General features: G+C 59.0%; 12 protein-coding genes. 9 read left to right on the top strand and 3 right to left on the bottom strand.

Annotated features, from left to right (window positions below; genetic code table 11):
- Positions 1–2: 2 nt before the first annotated feature.
- Genes NKJ01_RS04470 through NKJ01_RS04460 form a run of 3 tightly spaced genes read right to left on the bottom strand, consistent with a single transcriptional unit; the run spans position 3 to position 2,886 of the window.
- Positions 3–1,004 (bottom strand): ABC transporter ATP-binding protein, encoded by a 1,002-nt coding sequence (locus tag NKJ01_RS04470; RefSeq protein WP_352726473.1) that lies wholly within the window; start codon positions 1,002–1,004, stop codon positions 3–5.
- A complete protein-coding gene (locus NKJ01_RS04465; protein ID WP_023723988.1) occupies positions 1,001–1,858 on the bottom strand; it encodes an ABC transporter permease in 858 nt (285 codons plus the stop codon). The genes NKJ01_RS04470 and NKJ01_RS04465 overlap by 4 nt, the downstream gene beginning before the upstream one ends.
- A gap of 8 nt (positions 1,859–1,866) precedes the next feature.
- Positions 1,867–2,886: an ABC transporter permease gene (locus tag NKJ01_RS04460; protein WP_352726470.1), complete on the bottom strand. Its 1,020-nt coding sequence runs from the start codon at positions 2,884–2,886 to the stop codon at positions 1,867–1,869.
- A 471-nt stretch (positions 2,887–3,357) separates the two neighbouring features.
- Here NKJ01_RS04460 and NKJ01_RS04455 point away from each other — a divergent pair, with 471 nt between their 5' ends.
- The 9 genes from NKJ01_RS04455 to NKJ01_RS04415 all read left to right on the top strand — a co-directional run bounded on the left by NKJ01_RS04455 (position 3,358) and on the right by NKJ01_RS04415 (position 13,322).
- Complete coding sequence (locus NKJ01_RS04455; protein ID WP_352726468.1) at positions 3,358–4,377, top strand: threonine ammonia-lyase; 1,020 nt, start codon at positions 3,358–3,360, stop codon at positions 4,375–4,377.
- Positions 4,374–4,835: a RidA family protein gene (locus NKJ01_RS04450; protein ID WP_352726466.1), complete on the top strand. Its 462-nt coding sequence runs from the start codon at positions 4,374–4,376 to the stop codon at positions 4,833–4,835. Before NKJ01_RS04455 ends, NKJ01_RS04450 begins: the two co-directional genes overlap by 4 nt.
- 49 nt (positions 4,836–4,884) lie before the next feature.
- On the top strand, positions 4,885–6,564 hold the full coding sequence (locus NKJ01_RS04445; protein WP_352726463.1) for a GMC oxidoreductase: 1,680 nt from the start codon (positions 4,885–4,887) through the stop codon (positions 6,562–6,564).
- A gap of 32 nt (positions 6,565–6,596) precedes the next feature.
- On the top strand, positions 6,597–7,643 hold the full coding sequence (locus NKJ01_RS04440; RefSeq protein WP_352726460.1) for an amidohydrolase family protein: 1,047 nt from the start codon (positions 6,597–6,599) through the stop codon (positions 7,641–7,643).
- Positions 7,644–7,676: 33 nt separating this feature from the next.
- Complete coding sequence (locus tag NKJ01_RS04435; protein WP_023704388.1) at positions 7,677–7,952, top strand: IS3 family transposase; 276 nt, start codon at positions 7,677–7,679, stop codon at positions 7,950–7,952.
- Between the two features lie 78 nt (positions 7,953–8,030).
- Positions 8,031–9,074, top strand: a complete 1,044-nt coding sequence (locus tag NKJ01_RS04430; RefSeq protein ID WP_027025768.1) for a zinc-dependent alcohol dehydrogenase family protein — start codon at positions 8,031–8,033, stop codon at positions 9,072–9,074.
- A gap of 301 nt (positions 9,075–9,375) precedes the next feature.
- Positions 9,376–10,917, top strand: coding sequence for an acetolactate synthase large subunit (locus NKJ01_RS04425; RefSeq protein ID WP_352726458.1), 1,542 nt, complete (start codon positions 9,376–9,378; stop codon positions 10,915–10,917).
- Between the two features lie 202 nt (positions 10,918–11,119).
- A complete protein-coding gene (locus tag NKJ01_RS04420; RefSeq protein ID WP_352726456.1) occupies positions 11,120–12,202 on the top strand; it encodes a LacI family DNA-binding transcriptional regulator in 1,083 nt (360 codons plus the stop codon).
- Positions 12,203–12,368: 166 nt separating this feature from the next.
- Positions 12,369–13,322: an ABC transporter substrate-binding protein gene (locus NKJ01_RS04415; RefSeq protein WP_023704384.1), complete on the top strand. Its 954-nt coding sequence runs from the start codon at positions 12,369–12,371 to the stop codon at positions 13,320–13,322.
- The last annotated feature ends 58 nt before the right edge of the window (positions 13,323–13,380 follow it).

Raw genomic sequence — 13,380 nt, 5'->3', positions numbered from 1 at the left:
CGTCATGCCGCTTTCCTTGGACTGCGGTATGTCGGAAGGCCATTTGCCAGGTGACATGCGACAGCTGAATTGCCTACTTTGGTGAGCAAAGGAGATAGCGCGCGACACTTCTCGATGGCGAAACTACACCGCGGGTGAAATGCGCAGCCATTCGGAACCGTTTCTGGCGTGGGGGGTGCGCCGCCGATGTCCATCAGGCGACCAATCTCCCCATTGATCTCCGGCAGCGAGCCCAGAAGACCGCGGGTGTAGGGATGTGCGGGATTGTCGAAAAGGTCGTCGACGCTCGCCTGCTCGACGACCGACCCGGCGTACATCACGGAGACGGCTTCCGCGATTCCAGCAACGACGCCGAGGTCATGGGTAATCAGCACCAGCCCGGTGTTGTTGCGATGGCAGAGCTCTTCCAGCAGCTCAAGAATCTGGGCCTGTACCGTGACATCCAAAGCCGTGGTCGGTTCATCGGCGATGATCAAGTCGGGCTTGTTGGCGATGGCGATGGCGATCACCACCCGTTGGCGCATTCCGCCCGAGAACTCATGAGGATATTGCTCCATTCGCTTCTGAGGGAACGGAATTGCCACCTCGGCAAGCAAATCCGTGGCTCGCCTGCGGATGTCGGTGTCCGACATCGCGGAGTTGTGAATGCGGATCGCCTCCATAACCTGGTCGCCGACCGTCAAGACTGGGTTGAGTGCGGTGAGAGGGTCCTGAAAGATCATTGCCATTCGAGAGCCGCGCAGCCGTTGCAGCTCTTTCGGGGCGATGCCAACCAATTCGGTTCCAAGCAGCTTCGCAGAGCCGCTGATCAGGGTCGACTGGGGCAGGAGGCCCATGAGCGCGCGCATCGTCACACTCTTTCCCGATCCTGACTCGCCAACCACGCTTATGATCTCGCCCTTTCGGAGCGAAAACGTCACGCCCCTGACAGCGTCCACATGACCTTCGGGAGTGTCGAAGGCGACCTTGAGGTCTCGAACCTCAAGCAGGACAGCATCGCTCATGAGCCTTTCCTCGGGTCAAGGATGTCACGCACTCTGTCGCCGATGAAATTCAGCGCCAGCACGACGGTGAGAATAGCTAATCCCGGTGCTGTGGCGATCCACCAGTAATAGTAATTGACAGCACCGTCGGAGACCATCGCGCCCCATTCGGGCGCAGGCGGGGCGGCGCCCAGCCCGATAAAGCTGAGCGAGGCCGCAAGCAGCACGACCTGGCCGAAATCCATCGTGGCGTTGATCAGGATCGGCGTCCAGCAGAGGGGCAGAATATAGCGAGTCAACAGCCTCCGCGGCCTGACTCCGGACGAAATAGCCGCGTCTACATGCTCCATGTGTTTGACGCTTATGACTTGTGCTTGCATCAGCCGGGCATAAAGCGGCCACCACACCACAATCATCGCCAGTGTCGCCGTCCACAGGCCGGGTCCCAGGGACGCCGCTACCGCCATGGCCAACAGCATCGGGGGAAACGACAGCGTTATGTCCACCATGCGCATGATCAAGGTGTTGGTCCATCCTCCGAAAAAACCGGCGATGGCGCCGAGCGCGCTACCGAAAAGAGCACCCGCAACCACCACCGTCGTTGCGATGGGGATCGAATATGACGCGCCGGCCATTGTTCGGGAAAATACGTCCCGGCCAAGCGAGTCCGTCCCAAACAGATGTGAATAGCTGGGCGGCTGCAGGCGATGCCCGACCATATCAAGAGACGGGTAAGGCGCCCAGAATTGCGAAGTCATCGCAGCGAAAATCCAGAACAGAATAATGACCAGGCCGATGTAGCCCGGCGCGCTCGACCAAAGGTTACGACGGCGCCTCGATCCCGTCCGAGGCAAGGTGGATGGGATGCTTGTCATCTGGATACCTATTGTAGCTTGATCCTGGGGTCGACGGATACGTATGTCAGGTCGGTGACGAGGTTTGTCAGGAGGAAGAACGCGCCACCGAGCAAGGTCACCCCCATGATCGCGGGGTAGTCAAGCGCCCGCGCGGAGTCGACTGCATACGAACCAATTCCAGGCCAGGAGAAAATCGTTTCGGTCAGAACGGCGCCAGTAAGAAGAAATGCGAAAGAATATCCAATAACCGTTATTGCGGGAATGAGTGCGTTTCTCAAGGCGTGATGGAAGAGAACGCCCCTGTCGGTTGCGCCTTTGGCCTTGGCCATCAAAATGTAATCCTGACTGAGGACATCGAGCATGCTGGCGCGGACCAAGCGTGAGATGATGCCCGTAATTGACCAGCCAAGCACTGCGGCGGGCAATATCAGGTGCGACAAAGCCTCGAGGAAGGTCGAAAACTTGCCCTGGAGAAGCGCATCCACCGTGTAGAATCCTGTGAACGTGTCCAAGGCCGGCGAGCGCGAATCGAGGCGGCCAGGGCCTGGCATCAGCCCGAGCTGAACCGAGAAAATAGACAAGGCGGCCAGACCCGACCAAAAGACTGGCAGCGAAGAGCCAAGCAGTGCGAATAGCCTGACGAGATGGTCGACTAGCGTGTCACGCATTCTCGCCGCCAGGACCCCCAGCAAGATCCCGGAAGCAGACCCAACCAGCAATGCGGCCACAACGAGTTCCATAGTCGCGGGGAGGCGCTCCAGAAGGTCCTGGGACACTGGGCGCTTGGTCCGGAAAGACGTGCCAAGATCGCCGGAAGCGATGTTCTTGATGTACACGACGTATTGCTCAATTGGGCTTTTATCCAGGCCCCATCTTGCCTTGGCCGCCGCTACGGCCTCCGGATTGCTGAGCTGCCGTTCCGGTAGGATCGATGTCAAGGGATCTGCCTGCGCCAGATGCGATAGAATGAAAGCGATAGTCACCACGCCAAGCAGCAGCGGAGGCAGTCCGGCCAAACGCCTCAACATGTATCTATAGGCTTGCATCGGCTGCTCCTGTGCTGATCCCGGAGGTCATCGCCTTCCAAGTCGCGACTTTCCCAGGAAATGCGACACAGCGTCGGGCGATATCTGCTGTTGCCATGGCCTATGTCCTCTGGCGTGCCGAGCTGGCAGGGCTTTGATTTGATATATCATAAGTGCCAGTTTCGAGCGTCTGTCAATTTCTTTTTCGAGCGGTAGTCGTGATTTCGGCTGGGCAAAGTGGCGAGACAATACCACCTCCCGCCGCGACACACCTCAAGACGCAGGGCTTGGGGCGGTGTCGAAGCATGCCAATGCCAGATTGCGGCAGAACGTGGCCGCTATGCCCTTACAGAGCGCCGGAACTCACCGGCCCATCGCGCCCGGCCCCCCACGGTCCGGTGCGCCTAAGACCCTCCACAAGGGCGGTATTCCCCCCGTTGACACTAAGAATCAGCAACGCTATACGATATATCAAATTCACGGGATGCCCTTATGAACGCCGCGCAAAACTCATTAGAGGTACAGATTCCAGCATTCGGAGAAATTGAGGAGGCGGCCAAACGCTTAAGGGACGTACTCCCGCGAAACCGCTTGTTTGAAAGCGAAACCCTGAACCAGCGGGCAGGCGGGAGGTTGTTGATCAAAGCGGAAACATTGCTGCCTACCGGCAGCTTCAAGGTGCGCGGGGCATGGAACACGGTTTCGCAGCTCTCAAGCGAGGCGAGTCGACATGGTATCGTGGCACTTTCTTCCGGCAATCATGGCCAGGCGGTTGCCTGGGCTGCACGCAAAGCTTCGATCGCGCGGACAGTCGTCTTCATGCCGTCAACCACACCGGCGGCCAAACTCGATCGGACGCGCGCATGGGGCGCCGAAATCAGGCTGTTCGACCGGGACAGCGCGGATAGGCAATCGCTCATTGAAGGCGCCGTCGAGAATGAAGGCCTGCATTATATACCGGCATTTGACCATCGGCACGTGATCGCCGGCGCCGGCACCGTCGCGCTTGAGGTCGCGGAGGAATTAGCAGGCACCGCCATAGACACGTTCGTCGCCGCGTGCTCGGGCGGTGGGCTCATGGCCGGCTGCGCGCTGGCCATGGAAGCGCTTTCCCCAGCTACCGAAGTATGGGGGGTCGAGCCCGAGGGCTATGACGACACCGCCCAGAGCCTGCAGCAAGGGCACATCGTAACGCTTCCGTTCACAAACCGAAGCATCTGCGATGCCATTCTCTCCCCATCTCCTGGTCCGCTGACGTTCCAGGTCAACAAGAGGCTCCTGTCTGGTGTCATGACGGGCACCGACGTGCAGGCAATGCAGGGCATGAAAAAAGCGTTTGAGGAGTTCGGCTTGGTGGTCGAGCCGGGCGGCGCCTTGGCGCTTGGCGTCCTCTTGGCCAATCGCGAGCGGACCACTGGGCGTATAACCGTCGTCGTCTTGAGTGGACGAAATGTGGACCCGGACCTCTACGCCGACGCGATACTTGCAACATCCGATGGGGAGGAGAGATGACGTTTACCAAAGACAGACTAGAGGAGCTTGGGATTGAGCTTCCGCAAATTGTGCCAGCTTCTTATACCTACGTGCCGTTCAAGAAGATCGACAGGCTGATCTTCATTTCGGGACAAGTCCCGCGTTTGTCCGACGGTTCCTTTCTGACAGGGAAGGTGGGGCTTGACTGCAGCTTTGACGAGGCCCGCGAGGCTGCGCGGCTTTGCGGTAAGCATCTGCTGTCAGTTGCACGGTCCGTGACAGGTTCACTCGATGACATCGAGTTTCTGAAGGTGTTCGGCATGGTGAATGCCGTTCCCGATTTTCGCGACCACGCCCGGGTGATGGAAGGGTGCTCGCAGCTTTTGGTGGAAGTCTTGGGGCATCGCGGCCGCCACGCTCGCTCCGCGGTTGGCATGGGATCGCTGCCGGCGCACGTCCGGGTAGAGATCGAAGCGGTTATAGCAATCGTTAATTGAAATGCGGCCTGTCGCTCAGCGCAGAGCCGAAATTGGAGCTTTTTGCAGAGTGAAGAAGTTTATCGACGATCCGGAAATACTCTCGCGTGAGTGGGATGTCATTGTCATAGGGACAGGTGTCGGGGGCGCAACAGCAGGTTATGCTCTTGCCAAGGCCGGAAAGTCCGTCCTCTTCTGCGAGAGGGGACGATATCATGTCGACTCGCCGGATTCATTGGCGGGAGACTGGCTGGAGGCTCTGACAGGGAGCGGATCCGGCGGCCTTACCGCTGAACAGAAGCGTCGTGGCGGCCGTTTCACAGGCTCCATCAATGACGTCACAGGAACCCACACACGCCAAATCTGGCCCGTCCTGGGCATTGGTACGGGCGGCAGCAGCGCGCTCTACGGCATGGTCATGGAGCGCCTGTTCCCGTCCGACTTCACCCCGGCGTCCCACTATCGCGATGCCGAGGACGCCAATTTGCCGACGTCCTGGCCGATCTCTTTCAACGAGCTCAATGAATACTATTCAAAGGCCGAGGGTCTCTACGGCGTGCGTGCGACCGTGGACCCGCTGCGTCCGCCAGGTGAAACACGCAGCATCGGAGTGCCGCCCGCTTTCACCGCCTCTGTCGAAGAACTGGCCGAGAACTTCCGGAGCAAGGGCCTTCATCCCTACCATGTGCCGGTAGCCTGCGAATACCTCCCGGGATGCCGTGAGTGTGTGGGCTATATATGTCCGCAGCGCTGCAAGCGGGATAGCGTCACCGCCTGTCTTGAGCCGGCCCTCGAACAGCATGGAGCCGCGCTGTTGTCGGAATGCGAGGTCGATACTCTCGACTCCGCCGACGGGCGGGTAACGGCCGTCAACGCCCGTTGGCGTGGAAAGCAAATTCGCCTGTCCGGCAGGAAGGTCATTCTCGCCGCCGGAGCCGTGCACACGCCTGCTATTCTCTTGCGCTCGAATGGAGCGGGCGGTCTCGCCAATGGCTCTGGCCAAGTGGGCAGAAATCTCATGCGGCATTTCGTCGATTATTACATCGTCTATACCAAGACGCGATATACGAGCGGCCCGCAAAAGCAAATTGCTATGAATGATTTCTACTTGATCGATGGCATGAAACTCGGGACGATCCAGTCAAACGGACGAATGCCTCCGGCCAGAAGCATAGCGGCCGGGTTCAAGGAGACGTTGCAGGAGGTCTGGCGACCCCTTGGCCTTCTGTATCCTGTCATCCGAGCGATCGTAGAGTTTCGCGTTCGGCGCATGTTGTCGGGCGCACATGCTCTTGTATCGTTCATGGAGGATCTGCCGTATCAGTCCAACCGTATCGGGCTCTCGGAAGACAAGCAGAACATCACACTCGAATATTCAATCGGACCGTTCGAAGCGAGGCGCCTGGCGCAGTTCAGACTGCATATCGCAAACGCGCTCAAGCCGCTCAAATTCAAGAAGATCTACCGCGCCAGCGAGAACCGGGTCCTCGGGCATGTCTGCGGGACATGTCGGTTCGGCATGGATCCGCAGACCAGCGTCTTAAATCGCGACAATCGCGCCCATGAGATCGAGAACCTCTACGTGGTCGATGCCTCCTTCTTTCCCACCAGTGGCGGGATCAACCCGTCGCTGACAATCGCCGCAAATGCACTGCGCGTGGCTGACCGGATAGTTGCGCTCGACGGTGGGGCCGTATCCCGTATCGCCGGCAACTCACCAAACATTGCGGAAGCCAGGAAGCATTCGTAATCCACAAGGATCCGATCAGGAAGGGAATTGCTTTGACCATCAAAGAGATCGAGAAGTCCATGTTTGCCATATCGGAGGAATGGCTCGCCAAACACCGTGAAGAGATACTGGAGCCCGACCTTCCAATCATCGACGCTCATCATCACCTTTGGGATAGAGGCCACCGCTACATGCTGGCGGATATGCTCGCGGATATAGATGTGGGCCACAATATAGTCGGCACGGTCTATGTCCAGTGCCGCTCAATGTACCGCGAGGGAGGTGATCCTGACTTGGCGCCAGTTGGCGAGGTCGAGTTCGCAAACGGAGTAGCCGCCTGTGCTGCGAGCGGTACCTATGGGCATGTCAGGGTCTGCGCAGGAATTGTCGGATTTGCCGACCTGTTTTTAGGGGAACGTGTCGACCGCGTCCTTGAAATGCAAATGCAACGCGGCGGAGAGCGGTTCAAGGGCGTAAGGCATAATTCGCCTTGGGACGCTGATCAAACCATCAAATCGACCCCGCTCGACTATCCCCCGAGGCTGCTGATGGATCCAGCTTTCCGGGCCGGGTTCTCGCGTCTGGAGCGGTATGGACTATCGTTTGACGGCTGGCTCTATCATCCGCAAATCGCCGAATTTGCAGATCTGGCGCGGACTTTTCCCGGAACCACCATGATCCTCGACCATCTTGGCGCCCCCCTCGGGATCGGGGTCTATGCCGGCAAGAGGGAGCAGGTTTTCGCCGGCTGGAAAGCGAGCATGCAAGAACTTGCCCAATGCAAGAACGTGTATGTAAAGCTTGGGGGGCTAGGTTTGCACATAGTTGGTCTTGATCTTGATTTCCGACATCTGGACAAACCGTCGACGTCTGCCGAGCTCGCCCAGGCGTGGCGCCCTTACATCGAAACGGCGATTGAATTGTTCGGTCCCGACAGGTGTATGTTCGAGTCAAATTTTCCGGTAGATAAAAGATCATATAGTTATCATGTCCTTTGGAATGCATTCAAGCGGCTAGCAAGCAGCTATTCAGCTTCGGAAAAGGCTAACCTTTTCGGCGGAACTGCCAAGAGAGCTTACCGGCTTAAAGAAATTACATGAAGCAAGTGTAATAGAGGCTGAAGCGAGGACTCGATGACCCACCAACACAGTGCTGACGAGATCGCCGCAAAGTTGCGTGAGGTTGACGTGACGATGTCTCAAGGGCTCAGCGTCGCTGAAGCGGTTCGGCTGATAGGCGTGACGCAAGCGACGTACGAGCGGTGGCTTCGGGAGTATCACGTCCAAACGAGCCACCAGTTGTTGCGCTTGGAGGAATTGGAAGCCGAGAACACCCACCTTAGGCAAACGGTTGCTGAGCTGACGCGGGAAAACATGATCCTGGCCGAGGCTGCGCGCGGAAACTATTAAGTCCGCTCTGGCTCTCAAGTGATCGAGACGCGCGGCTCTCAAGCCGGGCCTATTCAGGCAAAACCAGGAGGCAGGTAAGTGAAAGCAGTTGTATACGAGACTTTTTCGGGCCTGCCAGAAATCAAGACTGTCCCCGACCCGAATGGGAGCCCGGGCGGCGCGGTCATAAAAGTCGAGGCTACCGGTGTCTGCCGTAGCGACTGGCACGCATGGGTTGGGCACGATCCCTCCATCGTTTTGCCGCATGTGCCTGGACACGAGTTCGCCGGCACTGTGGTGGCGAAGGGCAAAGATGTCACGCGGTGGCAGGTTGGCGATCGCGTCACGATGCCGTTTTCGTCAGGCTGCGGCCACTGTCATCAGTGCCGAACCGGCCATCAGCACATCTGTGACGTGCCATTTACACCCGGATTCTCGCATTGGGGATCCTTCGCGCAGTATGTCGCCGTGGAGCAAGCCGACTTGAACCTCGTCCGCCTGCCCGACGCGCTCGAATTCAAGGCCGCGGCAAGCCTCGGCTGCCGTTTCGTCACTTCGTTCCGGGCCGTCGTCGAGCAGGGGCGTCTGAAGCCGGGCCAGTGGCTCGCGGTCTACGGATGCGGCGGCGTCGGCCTATCGGCCATCATGATCGGCCATGCCATGGGCGCCCAGATCGTTGCGGTGGACATCACGGCCGAAAAGCTCAGCCTTGCCAAGTCCCTCGGCGCGACCATCTGCATCAACGCCAATGATTTCCAGAACGTCCCAAAGGCGGTCGTCGATGCCACCGGCGGTGGGGCACACGTTTCAATGGACGCGCTTGGAAACAAAGTCACCTGCTTCAATTCGGTCAAGAGTCTGCGCAAGCGGGGACGCCACATCCAGGTCGGTCTGACCCTCGGGTCTCAGAGCTCTCCCGAGATACCAATGGAAGACGTCATCATGGGGGAACTGGAGATCTACGGAAGCCTCGGCATGCAATCTCACGCCTATGAGCCGATGTTCACCATGATCGGTCAGGGACTGCTTCCTATCGACCGCCTTATCGGTTCCACCACCGATCTCGCGGGCGCCATCACGGCTTTGATGAAGATGGACAAGACGGATGAGCCGGGCGTGACTGTGGTCACCGACTTTGGTTGATCCCCAAGTTTATGCAAACTTGGGTCCAATCCGTCGTCGGGAAAGGGATAGCGGGAAGGGCCTATGGGGAAATTCTTGGCGGCGAACAAACGTACATTCTGCGTACCTGGCGAATGAATTGCGCCACTTAAGTTGCAGGGCCAAACGTGTAGGTCGCCCGTCTATCCCCCGATTCGCCCCTGAGACCTGCGGCAGAACCGCCACCGCAGGCGATCGCTTCGCAAGCTGAGCGCGGCTGTTTCAAATTTTGCGGAATGACCGCCCTAGGGTGGGCATGTCCGCGATATGGGAGTTTTCGAAGATGAACGGTGCCGAAAGCTTGGTTCGGACGCTGCTCGCGTCAGGGGTTGACACATGCTTCGCCAATCCGGGCACGAGCGAGATGCATTTCGTGGCAGCGCTCGACCAGATCCCGGGAATGCATTGCGTTCTGGGCCTCCAGGAGAACGTCGTCACCGGTATGGCCGACGGATATTTCCGGATGGCAGGAAAGCCCGCCTGCACGCTGTTGCATTGCGGGCCTGGCCTGAGCAACGGGCTCGGCAATCTCCACAACGCCCGCCGGGCAAAAAGCGGCATTGTCAACATCGTCGGTGACCAGGCGACATATCACCGGCCCTTCGATGCGCCACTAACTGCCGATACCGAAGCACTCGCCCGCACGGTTTCCGGATGGGTTCGTACCAGCTTGTCATCGGCAAATGTCGGGCGCGACGCCGCAGTGGCTGTGCAGGCAGCGCACGTGGGCGGAGGTAGCATCTCGACCCTAATCCTACCCTCCGACGCATCATGGGACGAAGGCGGTGAAGTGGCGGAGCCTTTGCCAAAAGCAGGGTTCTCGCCGATGGATCCGCACGCGGTCGAAGTTGCAGCTCATGTCCTGCGCGACAACAAGGACGTACTGCTGCTTTTGGCTGGCGGAGCCGTTCTCGCGCCGGCGCAGGCACTCGTCGACCGCATTGCGCGCGCCACCGGCGCCAGCGTCATGGGCGATTTCGTGAACGCGCGCCTGGAGCGCGGCCAGGGGCGCATGCGACTTGAGCGTGTGCCTTATAATACAGATGAGGCGGTGAATGCCCTGGCGCGTTTCCGTCACATCATTCTCGTCAACGCCCGCGCTCCAGTCGGCTTCTTCGCCTATCCAGGGAAGCCTTCCCGCCAGTATTCCCCAGAGGCCCAGATCCATGTTCTCACTCGGCCCGAGCAGGATCCAATGGCTGCATTGGAGGCACTTGCCGCTGCGCTAGGTGCAGCCAAGGCTACAGGCTTTGTCTCAGGGCGCCGGCCTGAACCAGTCACTGGCAAACCATCTCCAGAGGGCTTGGCCCTAACACTTTCCGCTGTGATGCCGGAGCACGCAATCATATCAGACGAAAGCGTCTCGTACGGGCGGGGCTTCTACCAACACACTTTCGATGCGCCGCCGCATGATTGGCTTCATCTGGCGGGGGGCGCCATAGGGGATGGGCTGCCAGTAGCGACAGGTGCAGCAATCGGAGCGGATGGCGAACGCCGCGTCATCAGCCTCCAAGCTGATGGGTCGGCTATGTATTCTCTGCAATCACTTTGGACGCAGGCGCGAGAGCGACTGCCCTGTACGACGATCATCCTGAGCAACAGAAAATACAATATACTAATCGGCGAGTACAAGGGTGTCGGGGCGGTGCCTGGGCCGGTTGCCATGGATATGCTGGATCTGTCGAACCCTGACATCGATTGGGTCAAGCTCGCAAACGGTATGGGCGTTGAAGCAGCTCCCGCCGCCACCCTCGAACAATGCGCTGATCTGATGCGGCAAAGTTTCAAGCAGAAAGCACCGTTTCTGATCGAATTGGCCATCTAATAACGAGAGCGAGCGTTTTCATTGGCCTCAGGCCTCAGTAGCTTGATCGGATCAAGTTGGCGGCCGCTTTTGCATTGCTGCGGCTACTCGTCAGACCGACGGTTGACAACGCACTGAGCGCTGGGGTATTCATCCTAATCGTTTAGGTTACGCCTGTGGGCTGACTTGACGACCGGAGGATCGACCCTTGGCAAGATCAACGATGCGCGACATCAGTCGCGCAACAGGCCTGTCTGTATTCACGGTGTCGCGCGCTCTGAGCGGAGCCGACGGGGTCTCCTCGGCAAGCCGACAGCAGGTGCTGAAAGCTGCGAGCGACCTCGGATATGTCCTTAACCGCGCGGCCCAGGAACTGCGCCGGGCCAGCCGAGACTCGGTTGCCGTCATTACTGCAAGTACTTCCAATTCCTATTATCTCGATCTGATGGCAGGCATACAGCAGGCGCTGGAACCTTCCGAGTGGACGGTGGTTGTCGGCGACGTTGCGGTCAACGGGCTGTATGACGCCCGTCTGGAGGACAGGATGATCCACCGCTTAATCGAGTCGAGGACCGCCGGTGTAATTTCGACGCTGACGCTGACGGCCGAGAACACGCGACTGCTCGAGCGCTGGGATATTCCGCTGGTCTTTGTCGACTCCTCGCCGCCTGCCGAGGCCTCGCATACGCCAAGTGTGACGACCGACAATTACAATGCCAGTCTGATGGTGGGCAAACATCTCGCCGATCATGGGTACATGGATTGGGTGTTTCTGGTTTATCCGTCGAAATGGTCGACGCGCTTCGATCGTCAGCGCGGCATAAGGGAGGCAGCGCGGAGCCACGGGGCCGACCTCTTGGTTCTGGAATCGGAGAACGACGCACGGTCGGGTTACAGCACATTGGCGCGTCATCTCGACGTCACCGGCAAAGTTCCGCGGGCGCTGATCGCAGGCAACAACCCGCTGCTGCTCGGCTCCATGAAACTTGCCGCTGAAAGGCGCATCGCAATACCGCAGGAAATGGCTGTTGTGGCGTATGACGAATTCGCATGGTCGGAGCTTACCGATCCGCCGATGACGGTGTTGAACGAGCATAGCGAGCAGATCGGACACCTCGCGGCGGTGACCCTGCGCAGGATTATTGACAAGCAGGTCGAAGCCGAGAAGCAGGGCAATGTTGCCACCCCAATCTATCTTCCCGAGGATCAGCAGCGTGTGCCTGCCCGTCTGACAATCCGCAGCTCCTGCGGGTGTTCGAGAGACGGAGCGCATGCGCGCGGGCCGATGGCCTCACAAGCAGCCTAACGACAACTTGAATTGGAAAGATGATGACCGAATTTTTCGCGCCCGTACCTAAACGATTAGGGTAATCGAAACTCGGAGTCTGACCGCGGTGATTGTCGCGGCTCGGCAGTCAAGGAAACCGAATTTGCCATCACATCACGATGGCAGACTACAAGGAGGAAACGCCATGAAAGCAACCACTAATATCCGGCTCATTGCCGCCGCATCCCTTCTGACGTTCGGCCTGTCCTGCGGGGGATCACCGGCAAGTGCCGAAGGCAAGCTTCCCAGCAAGATCGAGAAAATCGGCCTGATGGTGCAGGACATGTCTAATCCGTTCTTCTCCGCCATGACGAAAGGCGCGGAAGATGCAGCCAAGCAGATCGGCGCCACCGTCAACGTGCAGGACGCGCAACTCGACCTGGCTAACCAAAACACCCAGATCGATGCCTTCATGCAGCAGGGCGTCAATCTGATCGTCATTTCTGCGGTAGACGAAGCCGGCATCGAGCCGGCTATCCAGCGGGCCAAGGATGCCGGCATCATTGTCATCGCAGTCGATACTCCGGCTCACGGTGCCGACGCGGTGATCATGACCAATGCCGTACAGGCGGGCGAGAAATCATGCGAGTACCTGTTCCAGCAAATGGGCGGAAAGGGTCAGGTGCTCCTGGTGGACGGCACGCCCATCCAGACCATCATCGACCGCATCAATGGCTGCAAGACTGTCGCCGCGAAGTTTCCCGATATCAAGATCGTTGGCCAGCAAGCCTCGAAGAATGACCGGGCCTCTGGCCTCGCCGTGACAACCGACATGCTGACGGCCAACCCGGACGTCACCGGTATCTTCGGCATGAACGATCCGTCAGCGCTCGGCGCGGTGCTCGCAGTCGAACAGGCTGGCAAGACCAGCCAGATCAAGGTCACCGGCGTGGACGGCAGCCCCGAAGCGGTCGCCGAACTGAAGCGGGAAGGATCACCGTTCATCGGCTCCGCCACGCAGAACCCGGCGGAGATGGTGCGCCAGGCGGTCAAGGTCGCGCAGGACATGATTGCCGGCAAGGCGCCGAAGGACAAAACCATCCTTATCGAAAGCGTTCTCGTCACTCGCGACAACGTCACCCAGTATCCCGGCTGGTAAAGTCTCCCAGACCAGCCCCTGCGGGGAGGGGCCTTGCGCCGCTCCCCGCCTCAAGACC

Origin of the sequence: Mesorhizobium sp. M0276 (assembly GCF_040321755.1) — a bacterium.
GTDB lineage: Bacteria > Pseudomonadota > Alphaproteobacteria > Rhizobiales > Rhizobiaceae > Mesorhizobium.
Note: the sequence above shows the minus strand (reverse complement) of the source record. Positions and strands in the feature narration are given on the sequence as shown.